This window comes from Methylomonas sp. Uni0009, assembly GCF_054188105.3.
Map to the genome: position 1 here is coordinate 339,421 of NZ_JBTAFN010000001.1, position 20,008 is coordinate 359,428.

Below are 20,008 nucleotides of genomic sequence, written 5' to 3' on the forward strand. Positions count from 1 at the left end.
TAAGTACAATTCACGGTTTTTATAGCCTCAACAGACTAAAAAGCAAAGATGAAAACATTTAGTGCAAAGCCCGCAGAAGTTAAGCGCGATTGGTACGTGATTGATGCAGAAGGAAAGACATTAGGTCGCCTTGCTACTGAAATTGCACGACGTCTTCGCGGAAAACACAAACCCGAATTCACACCACACGTTGACACCGGCGATTACATTATCGTCATCAACGCCGAAAAAATCGGCGTGACCGGCAACAAAGAAAAAGACAAAATGTACTACCGCCATACCGGTTATGTCGGCAACATGAAGTCAGCTTCCTTGGGCAAGTTAAGACAAACTTTCCCGGACCGGATCATCACCACCGCCGTACAAGGCATGCTGCCCAAAAATCCATTGGGCCGCGCCATGTTCAAAAAATTGAAAGTTTACGCAGGTTCTGAGCATAATCATCAATCTCAGCAACCTAAAGTTTTAGAATTCTAAGCAGGTAGATAGTTTATGGCAGCTCAATACTACGGAACAGGTCGTCGCAAAAGCGCAATCGCTCGCGTCTACGCCACAGTCGGTTCAGGAAAATTCACCATCAACAAACTCCCTGTTGAACAATATTTCGGCCGCAAAACCGACGAAATGATTGCCAGACAACCGCTGGAGTTGTTGGGTAAAACCGGTGATTTCGACATCAACATCGTCGTTACCGGCGGCGGCCCTTCAGGCCAAGCTGGCGCCATTCGCCACGGTCTGACCCGTGCATTGATGGTTTTCGACGAAGCCTTGAGACCACCATTGAGAAAAGCCGGTTACGTTACTCGCGATGCTCGTGAAGTTGAACGTAAAAAAGTCGGCTTGCACAAAGCCAGAAAACGTCCTCAATACTCAAAACGTTAAACGTTTCTTATTGGGAACAAAGAAAAGCCGCTACTCAGCGGCTTTTTTTATGCCTATTGCAACCGTAAAACTAATTGATGCTGTACTCGGTGAGCGTAGCTCTGATCTTTCCAGCCAAGGTATCGATAGCGTGCTGAGTGACTTTCTGATGACTACCCTTCAACTCGATGTCATAACGCGCTACCGCCGCCCGCTTATTAACGTCGATCAAATATACCCACAGATACGAGAACAAAAAGCTCGGTTTGCTATGTTGACCAACCAGCACCCAATCCGCACCCCGCTGCTGCCCCAAGTCTGCTGCCAAATCGTGAAAGCGAAACAAGTAGCCAAAGCCACTGTTGGCGGTTTTCTGACTTTCCGCATCGACAGCAACGATTTGATAAGCACCCGACCGGCTTAAGGCTGCCATCAACAAAGGCGCCATACAGGAAGTGCGGCTAATTTCCGTCGACGTGTTCGGCAGCGACGTTATGTCGTTCAATTCAAAATCCAAAACCGCTATCCGCGGGGCGGCGTTGACCTCTGCGGTTGACATACCCACAACCAACGACACGCATTTAATCAAGCTGACAATATTCATAATAGCTCCGCACCCAAGCTTGACGCCTCCGAACCCAGATAACGACTCACCGGAAACCATCGCCCCAGACCCCCAATACCGGCCATCGCAGACCATACCGCTTCGCGCGGTATAGCCATAATATTTCTGACAGTCACTGTTTTAAGCATGTTGGGCCTCCCAATTGAGCCGATTTAGAGGATCTCAGCTTAAGTAAGCAACTGCCGCCCGTAAGCCGACATTCACCCGGCAAACTCGGGCAAATTGCCCGCATCTCGCTATCAAGCTATTCTGCACCCACTCAACTACCTAAAATGCCTTTTCAGCAACATCCACCGACTATCAGCGCGCCACGAATCGATCATGAATCTAAAACTGTATTTATTAACCCGCATTGCGGGGGTAGCCTTACTGTGTTTACTCGCGACGCTGACCTATGTGCTGCATCGCAGCGCTCAACAATCGGCAGCGCAAGCACAAAACACTTTAGCCGCGCTGGGCAAACAACTGGAGTTGCAGTTATTCAAAGCCAGCGCGGGCGAAAACCCGGCCAACCCCTTCCCGGATTTTGACTTATGGAAACAGACCGCTAGCGAACCGGGCATTTGCGCCAGCTATCTGGCTAATGACGGCGAAACGATGCGGAACTACTGCAAAGGCATCGACTTATCCACCCATCACTATCCTGAGTATTTTGCCGAATTATATCGACGAATTTTTGGACCGCACTTCGACTGGCAGCGGCCGATAACTTACAACGGCCAGGCTTACGGCGTATTAACTGTTTCGGTTAGCGCAGAGTTGTCGATAACCCGCGCTTGGGATGACGTCCGAGATTTACTGGCGTTGTCGGCGGTAACGATCACAGCGGTTTGCTTGCTGGTTTACTTGGTCACCAGCCGGGCCTTACTTCCCGCTCAGACTATTGTGGCGGGATTAAACCGGCTCAGTACAGGTGATTTGGCGTTCCGACTACCCGTGTTCGACTTAGTGGAATGGCAGCTTACCGCCACGGCAATCAACCAACTCGCCGACAATCAGCAACAACTCTTAACGGAACGGCAAAAACTGGCTGTGATGTTGATGAACTTGCAGGAAGAGGAACGCCGCTGCCTGGCACGGGAACTTCACGACGAATTAGGCCAATGTTTGACTGCAATCCAAGCCGTCACGACGGTCATCGCTCAAACGGCGCAGCAAAATTGTCCTGAGCTAGTCACAGAGGCCGAGCAAATATCCCGCTTTACCCAAGCCATGCAACAAAGTGTGCGGAACTTATTGACTCGCTTACGCCCGGCGGAGCTGGAAGAATTAGGCCTGGACGCCAGCCTGCGCGCCCTGATAGCAAACTGGAACCGTCTGGGCAAGACGCACTTTAGCCTGCGCATCATCGGCGATTGCAGAACGTTGACGGAATCGCTGGCAATCAGTCTGTTTCGCATCACCCAAGAGGCCGTCAGCAATATCGCCAAACATGCCTCTGCCAGCCGAGCCGATATTACACTAACAATCAACAGCACCGAGACATCGATCACCATACAAGACAACGGCAACGCCATCACTTTGCCGTTTGTGCCGGGCGACGGCATAGGCTTGCTGGGCATGCGCGAACGCATCCTTGCCTTAAACGGCAAATTCAATTTAAGCATAGCAAAGCCGCATGGCCTGATAATCGAAGCCCGCTTGCCAACAGCGCAGTCGGAGAGCGCCCAATGACCAAGCAAACCACTATCAGTATTTTGCTGGTAGACGATCACGCAATAGTCCGGGAGGGCTACCGCTCACTGATCAGCAAACAAACAGACTTAAAGGTCATTGCCGAAGCCGCGAACGGCGTAGACGCCTATTGCCTATACAAGGAATGCCAACCCGACGTGGTCGTAACCGATTTAACCCTGCCCGGCTCAAGCGGCCTGGAATTGATAGGCCGCCTCAAACAACGCGACCACAAAGCCAGGATACTGGTTTTCAGTATGCATCAAAACCCCAGCTTTGCCCGCCAAGCCTGCCGTGCCGGCGCTTTGGGTTATGTCACCAAAAGCAGCACACCGGATTTGCTGTTGCAGGCGATACGGCACGTCTATCTTGGCAAACACATTCTCAGCACCGACATCGCCCAAGCGTTGGCGTTGGAAAAACTCGGCAATGATTCGATAGCACTGAATAGTTTAACCGCCAGAGAATTCGAAATTCTGCGCCTACTGGTCGAAGCCAACACGCAAGACGACATTGCCAATACGCTGAACATTAGCCGGAAAACCGTCGGCAACTGCCATTACCTGATCAAAAACAAGCTGGGAGTGAACAGCGACATCGAGTTGACGCGGTTAGCGATCAAACTAAATGTGGTTAGCTTGCTGGACTTGACCGACCCGGCGTAAGCCTACCTTAACCCAGCCCTATTTATCATGGATATTCCGCTCGGGCTTACCTCGTCGAAACACAGGCTGGCGTTTCCTTCGATAAACTCAGTTATCGATTAATTGATCGCATAGTGTTCACGCACCACCAGTGCCTCCGCCAATGCCAAATGCCCGGCTGCATCAAACAATATGCGCTGCTCGGTGAAAAATTCGGCAGCGGCATCAATGGTGTCCATTATCACCGCGACCACAAAGCGCTCCGCGTGAGTGGATGCCACCATTTTTTCCGGTACGGCGCATTCTATCCGCAAAGTCTGCGAGGTTTTATCGAACGAATGCAAACGCAAGCCCTCGAAATCAGCCCTCTCCTGGCGGCTGGGTAATAGAAATATCAAGTCCAGGATCGGCGTCCGTTTTTGTATCGGCTCCTCACGAAATCTTGCCAAATCAACGGCAATTTTCGTAATAGCTTTGGCGATGACACTCTCGTCAAGCGCGCGGTCCGGCATCATGGATGCAATGTGTATAGTCATATCAACCTCACTAAATAGTCCGTTTTTTAGTCTACTCAGCAAATCCCGTTCCAAGTTACTAATTGACAGCAACAAAGCCGGCAAACCGCTTTTAGTGAGCAATCCGGCGCCCTGTGTGGCTCAACAAAGGCAATTATTCAGAGGGGCGCGTTAATAACAGGAAGAGACATTTGTTACAAAACCCACATAGCCGGCAAATGCACCCACATAGACGGGACAAACCACAAAGGGTTTTCGATCGCTGCAAGCCGATTGAGGCTTCAGTAAGCCTCAATCGGCTTGCAGCAACAACCGCCGTAAAGCATAGCATCGGGCCGGCGTAACCAATGCCGCGCAGTTGTTGCCGACTCGGTTCTGCAATACTCCAGAGCCGTCATCACCGCCAAATCCGGACTCTAATTCAGGAGCCAAACTCAAGCCACCGCCGGAACACGAAACGCTAAGGGCCGAATTAACAGCAGCAACACTCAATTCGTGAACCCGCCACCCACTGGCCGAACCATACTCGTCGGGAATAGTTCGCAACTGCCCACCTGCCTCCACTGCAAACTCGCATTGCTCCAAGCCCAAAGCAATTCCGCGACCGACTGCTTTGACAAAGGCCTCTTTCTTGGTCCATAACCGATAAAATGCGTCCGCCTGCCACTCCACCGGCAGTTCGCACCAATCTTGATACTCCCGCACGGAAAAGCAACGCTGCGCCAAATTTTCAAAATTGCGCCGCAGCTTAACCGTCTCCACATCAATTCCAATGTCAGCAAAATTAGCGACAGCAATTAACAATAAATCAGCAGTATGCGAGATATTGAATTGTAAAGGCTCATCAAGCAAAGCCGGCTTGCCGTAGGGGCCGGACACGAATTTTAACGTCGCCGGATCGACCGCCAAATAGCCGGCCAGCGTTTCTCTCAACATGCCGCGCGTGGCAACGTAGCGATCACGTAAGGTTGGAAGCTTGAACGCTTGCGCCTTCAACATTTCGTCGTCCGATAATCGCGACGCCAATCGCGCTAATGTGTCGGCAGATACGCTCAACCTGCCTTGCCAAACATCCACGAAATACGCACTCACCGCTACGTACCCTCGCCGCCAGCCGTTAGCAAATCCAGCGCCGCCAGCCGTTCCGACAGTAGTGCAAAGCTGACATACTCCTGTTCCAGACGCAGCCCACGGCCATATTGATGATCCCGCAACACGTCGTATAGCGCCGCCTCCTCCGCAGTTAAAAATGCCAATTCGGCGTTAATCGGGCTAGCTTCTTCGACCCATTGCGAGCGATGCGCGATTAAAGTGGCCTCGTCCATCAGCAAGGATTGGGCTTGCGGAAAATGCTGGCGGAACTGGCTCAAAATCGCGAAGCCGTGGGTGTCGATGTCGCCCCAGTAGTGAATTTCCTTATCCTTCAACCATTCGACTTGCGCCAAGGCATCGAAGCCGTAGCCTCTGCCGAAAATCACCATGCCGCCCTGAACGCTCGGAAATGCCAGGCCGTTGATGTCGTTTTCGGTGACGAATACCCGCTTGACCTGCAAATTTAAAGTCGCGAATTCGCCGGCGGTCACCGTCAGATCGCTCAAGCCGGCAATGTGCAGTCGGCTATCCAGCACGCGGAAGCGAATCGTCGCCGGCTTCGCCAAAAAGCCGTAGCGTGCTTCGAAGCCGGCGACCCCGGTTTGCGCAATATCGACCACCGCAGCCGGCAACAGCAAATCCAGCCATTCGCAGAGCAACTTTTTGCGGCTTTCGATGAATTTGCTATCGATGCCGGGCAGGCTGATTTGGCGTAGATAAATGCCTGGCCGCGGATGCTCGACGACCCAGCCGGCCACACTCAACAATTTTTGCCATTCGTCGGCGTGCTCCAAGGCGCGTAACGGATATTTCAATAACCAAGGCCGCAGAGCGGCGAAATCGTCAACCAGCGATGCCGCCAATTGCCCGAAAACCGCCAATTCCTTCGCTTTTTTCAAATACGCCGCCGCATCGTCCGGCTTGTCGAAAACCACCGCCGCCGGCAAACGGTTACGCCCCGAAAGCCGATGATTAATGTCGCGCCATTCGACGGCAAAATGCTTGGCCTCGACGGCCAACCAATGTTCCACCCAAGCCTGCACGGCAGAAAAATCGGCGGCCAGTTGCGCCGGACTGGGTGGCTTTAAAGGAATACGCAGCGGAAACAATCCGCTCGGCGCCAGGCTTTCCGTCAGGATTTGCCCGCGTTGCCAGCGTTTGTCCAGTTCGCCGAGCAACTCGGCCGGCGAGGTCCAGGCCGGCTTGCTCATCCGCCGCGTGCCGCGCGTTCGGCACGATACTCTTCGATGCTCAAATTGCGCAGCTTGGACGCACGTCCTTCCTCGTTATGCACGAAGCCGACCGCCGCGACGTAGGGCTCGATGATGTGAATTTTCTGCAGCGGCGTGACGATCAGCAATTGCAGATTGAGCTTTTCGAACAGCCGTAAGCCGTATTGCGCCGATTCGTCAGAGCCGCGGCCGAAGGCCTCGTCGATCACCACGAAGCGGAACGAACGCGAACGCACCGCGCCCCATTCCAAACCAAACTGATAAGCCAGACTGGCGGCCAGTATCGTGTAGGCCAGTTTTTCCTTCTGGCCGCCGGATTTACCGCCGGAGTCGGAATAATGCTCGTGCTCGCTGTTGTCCTCGCGCCAACGCTCGCTGGCGCCGAAGCTGAACCAATTGCGCACGTCGGTAACCTTGGCTGTCCAACGCCGGTCTTGCTCGGCCTGGCCCTCGCGGCCGCGAAAACGCTCGATGATTTTTTTGACTTCCAGAAACTTGTTTTCCGAATATTGCTCGTCGTCGGAACCGGTCAGCGCGCCCTCGGTGCAGGCGCGTAACTCGCTTTGAAAGTCGCGCACGTCGGCGTCCGGCGTCGGTTGCGCTTCCAGCACGATGAAGCGGTTGGTGTTGTAGTCGATCTGAGTCAAGGACTCGTTGATCAGGGCGATGCGCTCCTTGATGGTTTCCCGCTCGCGGGCCAGTTGCGACTGGAAGTTAGCGACCTCGCGGATGGTGTTTTCGTTGAGCAATTCCTTGAAGCGAGCCTCGAAGCGCGGCAAGTCGTCGCTTTGTAAACCTTCCAGCATGGTTTGATATTCGTGGGCAGCGGCGATGCCGACGTCGACTTCCTGGGTTTCCAACGGGAAGGCCGCGCAATAGCCGCGCATCGCGTCGATGATCTTGTCGCGCAGATAATTGAGCTTTTTGGTCTCGTTTTCGATTTTGGTCTGCAACCAATCACGCATCTCGCGTTCGCGGTTGTCGCAGGACTCCACCGTAACTTGCCGCTCGGCCAGCACTTCGCCGCGCAGCGCTTCCAGAGCCGGGTAATGTGCGGCGTGTGCGTCGCCGGCTTCGTTCAGGATGTCGGAAGTCTGCGTCAGCAACGCTTCGGCGGCCTGTTTGCGTTGCTCGGTGGCGCCGATTTCCTTGATTTTGTCGTTCAGCGCGTGCTCGGTATCGGCCAAAGCATGTTGCAGCGCTTCCAGCCGCTCCGTCAGTTGCTTGAGCAGATCGGACGCCGCTTCCAGCTCGCGCTTCTCGTGTTCCAGCCGAGCAATCTCCGCAGCCAAAGGCCGCCAGTCCAGTTCGCGGAAATCGCGGTATTCGCCCAGCTTGCTTAAGGTTTCCAATTGCGCCTTGACCGTGGCTTGTGCTTTGGCGATGTCGGCCAAGCGACCGGCCAGATCGGCTAGCTGATTTTCCAATAGCTTGGCCTTGGCTTCCAGCGCGGCTATCTTGGCGGCATTGGACCAGCCCAACACATAGCGGCTGCGGTCGTCCAGGCGGTGGCGGTCGTCTTTTTCGTGGCGTTCGCCGGGTGCCTTGATCTGGCCGGCGCGGGTGATGGCTTTTTGCTCGCGGCGGAATTGCTCCTGGGTCGCGCAGCAAGCTACGTCGAAGCGGTGACCGATCTCGCGCTCCAGCCAATCGTAAAACGCCGAATCGGGTTTAATCGCCAATTTGCGCGCCAACGAATCGCGGTGCGGCTCCGGCAGCTCGGCGCGCTGGCCGGGCCTGACCCGGAAGTAGACCAGCCGGCCGCGCAAATGGGTTTGATCCACCCAATCGGCTACCGCCGAATAATGCGCATCCGGCACCAGCAGCGATAGGCCGAAATTGCGCAACATACGTTCGGCGGCGCCTTCCCAATCCCTGTCTTCATCGCGCACCTGGATCAATTCGCCGGCGAACGGCATCCGGTCCTCGGCCAGATTCAGCGCTTCACAAAGCGCCTGGCGCATTTTGATTTGCGCATCGTCGATATTGCTACGCCGGGCCTTCAGACTGGTCAATTCGGCTTGCAGGAGTTGATGTTCGTTGCGGCCTTGCGCAAACGCCACGCCGATTTCGCTAGCCTGGTTTTGCAGATCGGCTTCGCGCGCGGACGCACTGTCCCGTAACTCCAGAAAACGGACTTGCTGCGCCAGAAAGGCTTCGGCGTCTACCGGTGCCGGCAAATCCAAGCTTTGCAGCAGTTTTTCGTAGCGGGCGGATTTATCGCGGCGGCGCGTCATATCATCTTGCAGACGCTCGATTTCCAATCCCAATTGAGCGATGCGGTCGCCGCCGTTGGCGGCAATATGGCGTTGCAGTTCGCCCGCCTGCATTTGCTGTTGTCGCTTGCGCTCGCTCAGCCGCTCCAGTTGGGCGTTCTGCTTGGCCAATTCCTCGTCCAAGCCGGCCAGCCGTTTTTCCAGCAAGCCGCGCTTCAGGCCTGCAAAAAACGGCCGCAAGGCTTCGCGGCAGGCGCGCAGGGTTTCGGTTTGCTCGTTGAGTTGAGTGTCACGCTGGCAATCGGCGACCAGAGGCGTTAACAGGCTCATCTGCCGCTTGGCCTTCAAAACCGCGTCGTGGGCGCGGTTCAGGTCGTCGAAATGGTTGATCAAAGCGGTGATGCGCGGCGCGACTTCCGAGGGTTCCAGCATGTGGCTGCGCACAAAATCGGTCAGATTGCCGACCGACTTCATCGACACGGTTTGATGGAACAATTCCAGCGCCTGCTCGTTGTCGATGCCGAAACGACGGCGGAACCAGGCGCCATAAGGCGGAAAGCTGTCATGCAACTCCGCGCCCAAGCCGCGCAGCTTCTTGCGCAGTTGACCGATGTCGCTACCGAAGTCGGAAAAATCGCGAGCTATGCTCAAGTCCCGTTCGGCGCCGACGAACAGCCGCGCCGGCTGGCCCTGGCGGTCGCTGATCCAGAACACTTGGGCCAGCGTCACGGTCTGGTCGTAGCCGGCGTTGTGGAAAACGCCCAAGATCACCGAATAACTGTTGTCGCCGCGCAAGGCCACTGGCTTGGCGCTGCCGCTGACCTCATTGCGTTCGGACTTGTAATGGCCCAGCACATAGGAACGCAGGCTGCGCTCCTTGGCATCGGCGCCGGCGGCTTTGTTGTAAGCGATGCGCTGGGCCGGCACCAATAAAGTGGTCACCGCATCGACCAAAGTGGATTTGCCGGAACCGATGTCGCCGGTCAACAAAGCGTTGCGGCCGTTCAAATTCAAGACCCAAACCCGGCCGTCGAAGGTTCCCCAGTTATAGACTTCCAGGCGTTGCAAGCGAAAGCCGGACAAGGCGTCATCGTCGACGAAGTCCAGGGAGAATTGCAGGTCGTTAGTGGCGGTCATGGCGCGGCGGAATTTTGGTCAAGACGCTGTAAAACGGAATGGACGTACTCCCTCCCTGCGCGAATGCCGCTTAGGTTAAGGAGCCTCCCTCTTTGCAAAAGAGGGGGACAAACCACGATATACCTAACGGTATTGTCCCGACGAGAAAGAGCGGCGGGGATCAATCTACGAACAATCACTCTCCGCCTTCCCCGCCGCTAACTAACTGCGTTTGATACTCCGCCAGCCGGGCGTCGAATTCCGACAGCCATTGAGCATCGACGAAAGCTTTCAATATCCGCCTGACTTCGTAATTGGCCGACTGCCCGGAAGCCGCCTTGAGTTTGCGCAAGAAACCCAGTTCGACCACCTTGTTGATATGAGTTTCGATCTGATCGATCAGCCGCGCCTCGTTGCTGCGTGGCGGCAAAAACACCCGGATCAACTCGACGATATCCTCGCGCGACAAGACCAACCGAGTCTCGCCGCCACCGCGGTCGAACTCGGCCAAACGCTTGCGCAGCAAGGCCAACAGCAGGCTGACTGGAAACGACAACGGCCGCCGCGCGATCAAACGCGGCAACTTGGCGACCGCTTCGTCGTCTTCGGCATCCGCCTGCCGCGAACGCAAAAACGCATAACTCTCGGCCTCATCCAACACCAACTCCAAACCCAACACCGCCACGTAATCCCGCACCCTGGCTTGCAGATTCAGCAAGGCATTCCAAAGGCCGCCGTCGGTTTCCTGGTAGATCACGCCTTTCAATAACGGAATGACCAAGGCCGACAGGTCGTATTGCGGCGCCATCTCTAGGTCGGTTTCCGTCATGTTTATCTCGTATTGATTGAGCAGGCGTTGAATTGCGCGTATTTTAGGGCAAAACTAAAACCAACAGAGATAATCTGCTGATGCCACTATCCATGACCAACTGGACTGGAAAAACGGAATTTTACGCGCTTAACAAACAAAACCCCATGAATCTTCAGACGGGTTTTTCAACCGGCTGTAAACGGGTATGGCTGCTTTGACCATATTTAAATGTTTATGGCCGGATAGCAAAACCCGCCTCGTAGAGGGGAATCTTGCCTACGACTATTGACCTGACTTAAATACGGCTAAATCACTGTTACTGATCCAGCCGCGGATCATTTTCTTTGTCCCTGGGTACTCAACCTGCAGCCAGTCTCCCTCGGCACCCACCACGCCAACAACATCCCCTTTCACCAAATAAGACTTGAGCTTGGCATCAGCCTTAGGTTCGGAATGGAAGTAAGTCTTGGGACTCGATATGACCCTCAACTCTGTCCATTGAGTTTCCGTCACCTTATCGTAATTCAGGCCTTGTTCGATGGCCGGTGGCAACAGCATTCCGCATCCTGGATGTTCGTTACCGTGCTCCACCTTCAAATTGACTCCGGCGGCTTGGATGCGGAGTTCGCCGGGAAAGTGATCGACATTCCATGTCGTCAGCGAGGCCGAATCTCCATTTGATTGTCCACGCAGGTAAAAGCTGCAGGTTTTGCTCACGCCTTCCCCTTGCTCTTCACGATAGTAACCGGTAATTTGGCCGTCCGGCGCCACCGCCAAGCGGAGTTGCTCATAAACACCCGAGTGAAATTGGTTGGTTTCGACGGCTCCGACTTCGGTCGCCATCAATATTGCCATGATGAAACCAAAACGATTAAACATGATCAGCTTCCCCCGTGGCGCTTGTAGGCTTGTTCAAGCAAAACATCATAATTTCCATAATCCTCTCCGTTATATAAGGTCGCAATGGTCGCGAATTTCTTGTCTTTAAGGGCTTGTAAGCGAGCAGGTTTGGCCTTGCACCAGCCAACGAAAGCATCGAGTTGCCCGCGTTCGCCCGCTTTCATGGATGTGACAAAGTCCTCAACTTTGCTAAAGCCGCAATCTTTGAAGTTGAAGCCCATTACTTGAAACATACCCCACGAACAAGCCTGCAACGCGGCGTCGGAATCCAAGGCGATGGCGTCGTTGAGGGTTTTCCAGGCGGTTTCCTGATCCTTATTATTGGCTTGCCACTCCGGCCCCGCTTTCTTGACATATTTGTAAGACAGCATGGGATGCGTTTGGTCGTATTTCTTATTCGTCAATTTCCTAAACCAATGCCCTTCGAAGGCAATGACCGGTAGGCCGGCGGGGCCGAATCCGCTTTTCCCGCCCGACTCCACTTCGGCAAAGGCCTTGACCATGGCCAGGGTAATGCCGTTACCCAGAGCCGCCAACGCGGCCTGAAAATCCGCATCGGTCAACTTGGAAAATGAACCGCCACTATTGACGGCCGCTTTGAGACGGTGAAGCTTTCCGGCCGCAGCGCGCTCCCGCAAGGACAAATAGCTATCAACAACCGCGCGGTGCGCTGTACCGGGCTCTTGCGTTTGCTGGCTGGCAGGCGGCCTTTTAAATTCCAAGAATTCCAATAATCCGGCGACCTCACCACTGGGACCGCACCAAGAACCTCCGGCCAGATAGGGGCGCGACGATTTGTTCAGATCGGTACGTTTAGGCCGTAGCGTCCGCGCCTTTTCGACCAAGGCGTGGAGAGTTCTACCCGCCGGATCGACGCGCCCGTCGGCATGAGGATATCTAAGCTCGTTGCGCTGAAAGCGGCGAATTTCCATGATCAAATCAGTGGAACAACGCCCGGCTTCCGGAAACGGCCGGCGAATGACGCTGTTGCAGATATTGAATAGATATTCGACGATTAGGACGTCCTTGGGATCGTTGGCTGCGCCTTCTCCCACAGATGCCTTCAAAAGGTTTTCTTTCGTACTTCTTCGCTTCATTATTTCTCCTTGCGAGTTAATGGGTGAACTATCGATCTTGTATTTAGATTGCCCGCCTTGATGCCCCCGTTCCAGCTAAATTTAAATTTACACGCTACCACTGCCCTTAATCAGTGTTTCACCGCCAAGACCAGCAATCCAGGTGTCCATGCGCCGGCTGCTCTGCGGAAGGATTCGTCACCGCGGCTGTTACTATTCAATCCAGCCAAGCTAGCGCGTGCACAACATAGTCCTTGCCGTGAGCATAACGCCCATGCACGTCAAACCGCACGAAGCAAGCCGGAGCACCATCGACAGCATGCTCCAAGTTAAACCCCAAACTCCTGCCGGTTTCATCGCGGCAGCGGTAAGCAAGGATTCGAGTTGGCCAAAATAGAGGAAGGTGTCGGCGGAAACACTGACATCGAACCTACCGGGATGGTTTTCCAGCTAGTGACAGAGTTCCGCTTCCGCCAGATCATCGTACAGAGTTCGCCGACTCGTTTCAGCATGCCTGCGGAGAGTTCGACGCGGACTAGATGACTGCAAACCGCCTTGGAGGCTGCGGCGAAGAACTTCTCAATTTGGCCCTTTACCGCCGCTCAAGCCGGCAACCAGGACATTTGTGTCTACAACCACTCTAATTGCCAGCATGTAGCACCCACCTATCCTAGCATAGGCCTAAATTTTGGAAAGATTTCCGCCCCCCGTATTCGATAAGAACATCCTGTGCCGCTCGCGTCACCTGACAAAAATCACCCTCGGCAAGCGCGCCTGTTTGCTCACTTCCCGCCCTTCACCGTCCGTCGTTTGCCAAACGATGACGTCTTCGGCGGTTTCGTCGACGGTGGTGTTGAAGCTGTCCCCGCCCAGTTGCAGATAGGCGACCAGTTCCGCCAGACCGTGTTGCAAGGGGCGGCTACGGCAGAGTTCGGCCAGGGTGATTTGCGTTTTGTCTTGCAGGACGTGGCGGATGTGGCGGGCCAGTTGCGCCTTGTCGATGACGATTTGCGAGAATAGCGCGGCGGCGTCCAGGTCGCCGTCGCCGGTTTCCGGGACGATGCTATCGATTCGCGGTTTGACGGCCGGGATGTGCAGCGGCCGCTCCATCGGCAATTCGATGTCGGCGGCGGCTTCGGCGATAGCCATCACTTCGCCGGCCGGTTGGCTTTCGCGAAGGCTTAGCGCTTTGGCCTCGATGCCGTGCAGGATTTCCATGATGCGGCGGTTTTCCAGCCAGACTTGGTCGTCGAGGAAACGGCGCAATTGCCGGCTGAGTTCCGCGACGGTGCGCTGGGTATGTTCGCCGGCTTCCAGCCAGTCGTAATGCACCCGACGCAAGCGGGCTTCGGGGCGCAGTTCTGCCACCGGTTGCAAGGCCAGCACTTTTTCCAGCAAGGCCGATAATTCTTCCTGGCGGCGGCTGGACATCAGAAAATCCCAAAAGGCGCGGAAACTGCGGCCTTGGTCGGAATCGGCGATGGCGTCGCGTTCGCCCATGATGTCTTGCAGCAATTCGCCCTTGCCGCCTTCCCACAAGGCGATGCGCTCGCGCACCCGCCGGTCCAGCCCGCGAAAGTTGTGCTCGACCTCGCGAAAGTCGCCGAGCAGTTCGCGGGCCAGCGCGGTGAATTGCAGAAAGCGGTCTTTCAATGCGGTGTCGTCCAGCAAGGTCAGTTCGCCGGCTTCGGCTCTGGCGATTTCGGCGTCAATGTCGGCGCGGCGCTTACGCAGATCGGCGATGCGGGTCTCGGGATCGGTCTCGCTGCCTGCGCTGATTTGCTTGAGCAGTTCGAACAAGGTTAATAAGCGCGACTCGGTGCCGACGAAGCTGCGTTCGGTCAAGCTACTCAACCAGGCGATGGCTCTTTCGGTGGGCGGAGTCAGGTCGAAATAGGGTTCGTCCGAGCCTTGGCGATAGAATTTGCGCAGCCAGCCCTTGTCGTTGCCGGCCCAATCATTGAGATAGTCCAGCGCCGATTTCGGAAAGATGTCGTTACCAAACTGTTCACGCAAACCGAATAATTCGTCTTCCAAGGCCTCGGCAAGATCGGCCTGGGCAATCAAGCGCTGGTTTGGGATGACAAACACCCGGTTCAAAAAGCCGGCAACTAGTGGCGCATGCGGCGAATTAAGTAGCCGCCATGCCGGATGATTTTGTTTGAGCAAATCGAGAGTACGGTAATCCAGTTTGAATATCCTTTATGTGCTCGCCACTCGTTGGCATGGCTTAAACTTTAAAACAACGCAGCTGTCCCGCTCCGGCAATTGTAAATTTGCGCGAATTTCCAACGGAAAAACCCATCTGTAGGCAAGAAAACCCAAGTGAAATCCTTGGTTTTCCTTGACGAAAAGGGTCAAAAACAGTAGCTTATCCAACCTTTTTTGTAAAATCTGCATTTCCCCCGATCGATTAGTTTTTTGAGGACGTAAAATTGGAACTCAGTGGCGGACATATTCTTGTCCAATGTCTTAAAGATGAAGGTGTCGAATTTGTATTTGGCTATCCGGGTGGCTCTGTTTTGCACATCTATGATGCCATTTTCCATCAAGACGAAGTGAAACATATCCTGGTCCGCCACGAACAAGCGGCGGCCCACGCGGCTGACGCCTATGCGCGCGCCACCGGCAAACCGGGCGTGGTGCTGGTCACCTCGGGCCCAGGCGCGACGAATGCCGTCACCGGCATTGCCACCGCGTATATGGATTCTATCCCGATGGTGATCATCTCGGGCCAAGTGCCGTCGCCGGTAATAGGCAGCGATGCGTTCCAGGAAGTCGATACGGTGGGCATTACTCGGCCCTGCGTTAAGCACAACTTCCTGGTCAAGGATGTCAACGATTTGGCCGAAACCATGAAGAAGGCCTTTTACGTGGCAACCACCGGCCGCCCCGGCCCGGTATTGGTCGACGTGCCGAAAGACATAACCGATCCAAACATCAAGGTGCCTTATAAGTACCCGAAAAAGATCAGCATGCGTTCTTATAACCCGGTGGTAAGCGGCCACAAGGGCCAGATCAAACGCGCGGTAGATATATTGTTAACCGCGCAGCGGCCGATGATTTATTCCGGCGGCGGCGTGATTCTTGGTGAAGCCCATAAAGAACTAACCGAACTGACCCAATTGCTGGGTTACCCGATCACCAACACCTTGATGGGTTTGGGCGGCTATCCGGCCACCGACAAACAGTTCGTCGGCATGCTGGGTATGCACGGTACTTACGAAGCCAATATGGCGATGCATGAGAGTGACGTCATTCTGGCGGTCGGCGCGCGCTTCGACGACCGAGTTACCGGCAAACTGGCTGAGTTTTGCCCGTACGCCAAGATTATCCATATCGACGTTGATCCCGCCTCGATTTCCAAAACCGTTAAAGTCGACGTGCCGATTGTCGGCGAAGTCAAACCGGTGTTGGAGCAAATGATAGAACTGATCAAAGACAGCAAAACCAAGCCGTCGAAGTCAGCGCTTGAATCCTGGTGGCAATTGATAGGCAGTTGGCGGGATGTGCATTGCCTGGATTATGACCGCACCAGCAACGTCATTAAGCCGCAATATGTCGTGGAGCAGCTGTATCAAGTCACTGGCGGCGAAGCATTCGTCACCTCCGACGTGGGCCAACATCAAATGTATGCGGCGCAGTACTACCACTTCGACAAACCTCGGCGCTGGATCAACTCTGGCGGCCTGGGCACGATGGGCTTTGGCTTGCCGGCTGCAATTGGCGTGAAACTGGCGTTTCCGGAAGCCAATGTCGCCTGTATCACCGGCGAAGCCAGCATCCAGATGTGTATCCAGGAGCTATCCACTGCCCTGCAATACAACGCGCCGGTGAAAATCATCAACCTGAACAACCGCTACATGGGCATGGTGAGGCAATGGCAGGAGTTCTCTTATCAAAGCCGGTATTCGCAGTCCTACATGGATACCATCCCCGACTTCGTTAAATTGGCAGAGGCTTACGGTCACGTCGGTATGTTGATCGAGAAACCTGAAGACGTGCGTGGCGCTCTGGAAGAAGCCTTCGCATTGAAGGATAGAACCGTATTCCTGGATTTCATCACTGATCGCACCGAAAACGTTTACCCCATGATAGAAGCAGGAAAAGGCCATCACGACATGAAATTGCGCGTCGCGCCCGGCACCCCGGTAGACAGGGAGTTGTCATAAATGAGACACATCATTTCAATCCTGATTGAAAACGAATCCGGTGCTTTGTCGCGCGTCGCGGGCTTATTTTCCGCGCGTGGCTACAACATCGAATCCTTGACCGTGGCCCCCACCGAGGATTCCAGCCTGTCGCGGATGACCTTGGTCACCAGCGGTAGTGACGAGATCATCGAGCAAATCACCAAACAGCTGAATAAACTGATCGACGTGGTGAAATTGATCGACTTGGCGGAATCAGCGCATATCGAACGCGAGTTGATGCTGGTAAAAATCAAAACCAGCCACGATACGCGCGAAGAAGTGAAACGCATGGTCGACATTTTCCGCGGCAAGATTATCGACGTCACCGCCAACAGCTATGTGGTGGAAATGACCGGCCAATCCAGCAAACTGGACGCCTTTATCCACGGCTTTGAGGAAGGCAGCATCATCGAAGTGGTGCGCTCCGGTCCGACCGGCATCTCCCGCGGCGAGAAAGGCTTACACCTGTAACATTTATTATTTACCCAGCAACGAGAAAACCTATGCAAGTTTATTACGATAAAGACGCCGACCTTTCTGTTATCAGAAGCAAAAAAGTAGCGATCATCGGCTACGGCTCACAAGGCCACGCGCACGCCAACAACCTGAAAGACTCAGGCGTTGACGTCGTCGTCGGCTTGCGTGCCAGTTCAGCGTCAGTCGCCAAAGCTCAAGCCAGCGGCCTGACCGTAAAAGACGTACCGGAAGCCATCGCTGGCGCCGACGTGGTGATGATCCTGACTCCAGACGAGTTTCAATCCAAACTGTATAAAGAAGAAATCGAGCCAAACATCAAACAAGGCGCGGCCCTGGCTTTCGCTCACGGCTTTGCGATTCTGTACAACCAAGTCGTGCCGCGCGCTGATCTGGACGTGATCATGATTGCCCCGAAAGCGCCTGGCCACACCGTACGTTCCGAGTTTGTAAAAGGCGGCGGTATTCCTGATTTGATCGCGATTCATCAAGACGCATCCGGCCAAGCCAAGGCCATTTGCTTGTCTTACGCTTCCGCGATCGGCGGCGGCCGTTCCGGCATCATCGAAACCACTTTCCGCGACGAAACCGAAACCGATTTGTTCGGCGAACAAGCGGTATTGTGCGGTGGCGCCGTGGAACTGGTTAAAGCCGGTTTCGAAACCTTGACCGAAGCGGGCTACCCACCTGAAATGGCCTATTTCGAGTGCTTGCACGAACTGAAATTGATCGTGGACTTGATGTACGAAGGAGGCATCGCCAACATGAACTACTCGATCTCTAACAACGCGGAATATGGCGAATACGTCACCGGCCCAAAAGTGATCAACGAAGAAAGCCGTTGGGCGATGAAACAAGCCCTGGAAGACATTCAACAAGGCAAATACGCCAAGCAATTCATCCTGGAAGGCCAAACCGGCTACCCTGAGATGACTGCTAGACGCCGCCTGAATGCCGAACATCCAATCGAAGTCGTTGGCGCCAAATTGCGGGGCATGATGCCTTGGATCAAAGCCAACCAAATCGTCGATAAAAGCAAAAACTAAGCTTATCGGCTAGGATTAAAGCCCATCTACACGATGGGCTTTTTTTTGCCCGCTGGATTTTGCCAAATGCCCGATCATACTCGCTTCAACCCGCTTTATCTCGGCATCATCACCGCAGCCTTGGCCCAGCCCTGCCCCGCTGAATTCTTGCAATGGAGTAACAGCGAGATCCAATATCTGCATGGCGGCAACTACCAGGAACCGTTCAACCCCAACAACGTCAGCCAGTCCATCATCACCGTCACGCATGCCCACGGCTGGGCTTACGGCCGCAATTTCTTCTTCATGGATACGCTGTTTACCGAATCCGGCCAAACCGCGCAAACCAATCTTTACGGCGAGGCATACAGCACCTTCAGCCTCGGTAAAGTCATCGGCTTGGATTTGTCTTACGGCATTTTCAAAGATTTCGGCGTAACCGCCGGCGTCAACCTCGGGGAAAACATGAACAGCTCGCGCAGCGGCTTTCGCGCGTGGCTTTATGGCGTGACCGTTGATTTTGACCTGCCGGGCTTCGACTATTTCAACATCGACTTTTTACGGCAGCGCGTCACCGAAACCGCCGACATCGGCACCTCCTGGCAGATTACCCCGGCGTGGAAACTGCCGTTCGAAATTGCCGGTACAAAATGGAGCTTTGAAGGCTTTGCCGACTTCATCGACCATAACCACACCGCCGCCCGCCAAGCTCTGGCGCAACCGCAACTTAGATTAGACCTCGGCGACTTATGGGGCCATAGCAACCATTTGTATATCGGCCTCGAATACCAGTATTGGCATAATAAATACGGGATTAAGGGCTTACTTGACAGGGTGCCGCAGGCGTTGGTGGTTTGGAAGTTTTGAGGTAAATGAAAATGAACAGCAGCCGTGGCAATTAATTATTTGGTTAGCATGCATATAGCACTTTATTCCACCGGACGCGGCAAACAGCGCCGCGCCGATTAACATTACGGTAGGCTAATTCGATGCGCGAACTTCCCGACGCCACGGCAACACCGCTTGGTTCTGACCGAGACAAGATCATTTTCCAAGCTAAATGCAAGTATTTTGGCGCACTTGCCAATGACACAAAGTGGAATGAATTAATCAATTACTTTCGGCAAAAGCCGGGCTGGCGGCCTTCGTATAGAAGTAAATGGATAAATGGTCATATCTCCGAATGGGATTCCGAGTGGCATTACCATCTGCCATTTCCATTTGTTGGCGTAGAGTGGTTTGATATTGGGCTGCATCAGCATAAATTCATGGGGCATTTAACGCCGCCCAGGATTATTGATCACAGCACTGAGATTGCTTCAAAACTTTCCAGCATTGGCTTTGATTATGAGGTAAAGGGGGATGTCGCACGAATCTGGGGCTATTTTCCAAAGTCATATGAAGACTTCCCGCCCCAAAAATTGGCCTAACCTTCCGGTCAACGTGACAGTCAGCGTAGCCTGGATGAAGCGCAGCGGAAATCCAGGTTGAAAATCAAACGTTATCAATAGTGGCAATACATCACCGATGTATATCGCTACGCGGCATACGGGC

The 20,008-nt window shown here is 54.3% G+C and carries 19 protein-coding genes; 9 read left to right on the plus strand and 10 right to left on the minus strand.

The genetic code is table 11. The annotated features are described in order from the left end of the window. Nucleotides 1–48 precede the first annotated feature (48 nt). Together rplM and rpsI are read left to right on the plus strand one after the other, a co-directional pair. Complete coding sequence (rplM, locus tag ACWAU0_RS01585) at nt 49–477, plus strand: 50S ribosomal protein L13 (RefSeq protein ID WP_020482941.1); 429 nt, start codon at nt 49–51, stop codon at nt 475–477. 15 nt (nt 478–492) lie between these two features. Further along, the gene (rpsI, locus tag ACWAU0_RS01590; RefSeq protein WP_033158870.1) at nt 493–882 is read left to right on the plus strand and encodes a 30S ribosomal protein S9; all 390 of its coding nucleotides are present in this window, start codon (nt 493–495) and stop codon (nt 880–882) included. Nucleotides 883–952: 70 nt separating this feature from the next. On the opposite strand, the gene ACWAU0_RS01595 is transcribed toward rpsI, so the two are convergent. Together ACWAU0_RS01595 and ACWAU0_RS01600 are read right to left on the minus strand one after the other, a co-directional pair. Continuing rightward, nucleotides 953–1,465, minus strand: coding sequence for a DUF2380 domain-containing protein (locus ACWAU0_RS01595; RefSeq protein ID WP_458138109.1), 513 nt, complete (start codon nt 1,463–1,465; stop codon nt 953–955). Continuing rightward, complete coding sequence (locus ACWAU0_RS01600) at nt 1,462–1,614, minus strand: hypothetical protein (RefSeq protein WP_171696295.1); 153 nt, start codon at nt 1,612–1,614, stop codon at nt 1,462–1,464. Before ACWAU0_RS01600 ends, ACWAU0_RS01595 begins: the two co-directional genes overlap by 4 nt. A gap of 193 nt (nt 1,615–1,807) precedes the next feature. Here ACWAU0_RS01600 and ACWAU0_RS01605 point away from each other — a divergent pair, with 193 nt between their 5' ends. Both ACWAU0_RS01605 and ACWAU0_RS01610 read left to right on the plus strand, forming a co-directional pair. Then, on the plus strand, nt 1,808–3,160 hold the full coding sequence (locus ACWAU0_RS01605; protein ID WP_458138110.1) for a histidine kinase: 1,353 nt from the start codon (nt 1,808–1,810) through the stop codon (nt 3,158–3,160). Beyond that, on the plus strand, nt 3,157–3,825 hold the full coding sequence (locus ACWAU0_RS01610; RefSeq protein WP_458138111.1) for a response regulator: 669 nt from the start codon (nt 3,157–3,159) through the stop codon (nt 3,823–3,825). Before ACWAU0_RS01605 ends, ACWAU0_RS01610 begins: the two co-directional genes overlap by 4 nt. Before the next feature lie 98 nt (nt 3,826–3,923). On the opposite strand, the gene ACWAU0_RS01615 is transcribed toward ACWAU0_RS01610, so the two are convergent. The 8 genes from ACWAU0_RS01615 to ACWAU0_RS01650 all read right to left on the minus strand — a co-directional run bounded on the left by ACWAU0_RS01615 (nt 3,924) and on the right by ACWAU0_RS01650 (nt 14,931). Continuing rightward, nucleotides 3,924–4,340, minus strand: a complete 417-nt coding sequence (locus ACWAU0_RS01615; RefSeq protein ID WP_253734487.1) for a hypothetical protein — start codon at nt 4,338–4,340, stop codon at nt 3,924–3,926. 270 nt (nt 4,341–4,610) lie between these two features. After that, nucleotides 4,611–5,411: a 4'-phosphopantetheinyl transferase family protein gene (locus ACWAU0_RS01620; protein WP_458138112.1), complete on the minus strand. Its 801-nt coding sequence runs from the start codon at nt 5,409–5,411 to the stop codon at nt 4,611–4,613. A 2-nt stretch (nt 5,412–5,413) separates the two neighbouring features. Further along, entirely contained in the window at nt 5,414–6,622 is a 1,209-nt protein-coding gene (locus ACWAU0_RS01625) for a DUF3322 domain-containing protein (protein ID WP_458138113.1), read from the minus strand. Then, complete coding sequence (locus ACWAU0_RS01630; protein ID WP_458138114.1) at nt 6,619–9,996, minus strand: ATP-binding protein; 3,378 nt, start codon at nt 9,994–9,996, stop codon at nt 6,619–6,621. Before ACWAU0_RS01630 ends, ACWAU0_RS01625 begins: the two co-directional genes overlap by 4 nt. A 175-nt stretch (nt 9,997–10,171) precedes the next feature. Then, nucleotides 10,172–10,804 (minus strand): DUF4194 domain-containing protein, encoded by a 633-nt coding sequence (locus ACWAU0_RS01635; RefSeq protein ID WP_458138115.1) that lies wholly within the window; start codon nt 10,802–10,804, stop codon nt 10,172–10,174. 264 nt (nt 10,805–11,068) lie between these two features. Then, a complete protein-coding gene (locus ACWAU0_RS01640) occupies nt 11,069–11,665 on the minus strand; it encodes an SH3 domain-containing protein (protein WP_171696299.1) in 597 nt (198 codons plus the stop codon). Between the two features lie 2 nt (nt 11,666–11,667). Continuing rightward, a complete protein-coding gene (locus tag ACWAU0_RS01645) occupies nt 11,668–12,783 on the minus strand; it encodes an N-acetylmuramidase family protein (RefSeq protein ID WP_458138116.1) in 1,116 nt (371 codons plus the stop codon). Between the two features lie 720 nt (nt 12,784–13,503). Further along, nucleotides 13,504–14,931, minus strand: coding sequence for a DUF3375 domain-containing protein (locus ACWAU0_RS01650; RefSeq protein ID WP_458138117.1), 1,428 nt, complete (start codon nt 14,929–14,931; stop codon nt 13,504–13,506). 266 nt (nt 14,932–15,197) lie between these two features. Here ACWAU0_RS01650 and ACWAU0_RS01655 point away from each other — a divergent pair, with 266 nt between their 5' ends. From ACWAU0_RS01655 to ACWAU0_RS01675, 5 genes are all read left to right on the plus strand, one after another. Next, the gene (locus ACWAU0_RS01655; protein WP_033158862.1) at nt 15,198–16,934 is read left to right on the plus strand and encodes an acetolactate synthase 3 large subunit; all 1,737 of its coding nucleotides are present in this window, start codon (nt 15,198–15,200) and stop codon (nt 16,932–16,934) included. After that, on the plus strand, nt 16,935–17,426 hold the full coding sequence (ilvN, locus tag ACWAU0_RS01660; RefSeq protein ID WP_101051816.1) for an acetolactate synthase small subunit: 492 nt from the start codon (nt 16,935–16,937) through the stop codon (nt 17,424–17,426). Between the two features lie 32 nt (nt 17,427–17,458). After that, nucleotides 17,459–18,475: a ketol-acid reductoisomerase gene (gene ilvC, locus ACWAU0_RS01665; RefSeq protein ID WP_458138118.1), complete on the plus strand. Its 1,017-nt coding sequence runs from the start codon at nt 17,459–17,461 to the stop codon at nt 18,473–18,475. A 66-nt stretch (nt 18,476–18,541) separates the two neighbouring features. Next, complete coding sequence (locus ACWAU0_RS01670; protein WP_458138119.1) at nt 18,542–19,321, plus strand: outer membrane protein OmpK; 780 nt, start codon at nt 18,542–18,544, stop codon at nt 19,319–19,321. 122 nt (nt 19,322–19,443) lie between these two features. Beyond that, nucleotides 19,444–19,884, plus strand: coding sequence for a DUF6678 family protein (locus ACWAU0_RS01675; RefSeq protein WP_458138120.1), 441 nt, complete (start codon nt 19,444–19,446; stop codon nt 19,882–19,884). Nucleotides 19,885–20,008 lie beyond the last annotated feature (124 nt).

Bases quoted from the DNA above. Each gene is read 5' to 3' on its own strand.
- rplM (WP_020482941.1), top strand. From the start codon at position 49: ATGAAAACATTTAGTGCAAAGCCCGCAGAAGTTAAGCGCGATTGGTAC.
- rpsI (WP_033158870.1), top strand. From the start codon at position 493: ATGGCAGCTCAATACTACGGAACAGGTCGTCGCAAAAGCGCAATCGCT.
- ACWAU0_RS01595 (WP_458138109.1), bottom strand. From the start codon at position 1,465: ATGAATATTGTCAGCTTGATTAAATGCGTGTCGTTGGTTGTGGGTATG.
- ACWAU0_RS01600 (WP_171696295.1), bottom strand. From the start codon at position 1,614: ATGCTTAAAACAGTGACTGTCAGAAATATTATGGCTATACCGCGCGAA.
- ACWAU0_RS01605 (WP_458138110.1), top strand. From the start codon at position 1,808: ATGAATCTAAAACTGTATTTATTAACCCGCATTGCGGGGGTAGCCTTA.
- ACWAU0_RS01610 (WP_458138111.1), top strand. From the start codon at position 3,157: ATGACCAAGCAAACCACTATCAGTATTTTGCTGGTAGACGATCACGCA.
- ACWAU0_RS01615 (WP_253734487.1), bottom strand. From the start codon at position 4,340: ATGACTATACACATTGCATCCATGATGCCGGACCGCGCGCTTGACGAG.
- ACWAU0_RS01625 (WP_458138113.1), bottom strand. From the start codon at position 6,622: ATGAGCAAGCCGGCCTGGACCTCGCCGGCCGAGTTGCTCGGCGAACTG.
- ACWAU0_RS01630 (WP_458138114.1), bottom strand. From the start codon at position 9,996: ATGACCGCCACTAACGACCTGCAATTCTCCCTGGACTTCGTCGACGAT.
- ACWAU0_RS01635 (WP_458138115.1), bottom strand. From the start codon at position 10,804: ATGACGGAAACCGACCTAGAGATGGCGCCGCAATACGACCTGTCGGCC.
- ACWAU0_RS01640 (WP_171696299.1), bottom strand. From the start codon at position 11,665: ATGTTTAATCGTTTTGGTTTCATCATGGCAATATTGATGGCGACCGAA.
- ACWAU0_RS01645 (WP_458138116.1), bottom strand. From the start codon at position 12,783: ATGAAGCGAAGAAGTACGAAAGAAAACCTTTTGAAGGCATCTGTGGGA.
- ilvN (WP_101051816.1), top strand. From the start codon at position 16,935: ATGAGACACATCATTTCAATCCTGATTGAAAACGAATCCGGTGCTTTG.
- ilvC (WP_458138118.1), top strand. From the start codon at position 17,459: ATGCAAGTTTATTACGATAAAGACGCCGACCTTTCTGTTATCAGAAGC.
- ACWAU0_RS01670 (WP_458138119.1), top strand. From the start codon at position 18,542: ATGCCCGATCATACTCGCTTCAACCCGCTTTATCTCGGCATCATCACC.
- ACWAU0_RS01675 (WP_458138120.1), top strand. From the start codon at position 19,444: ATGCGCGAACTTCCCGACGCCACGGCAACACCGCTTGGTTCTGACCGA.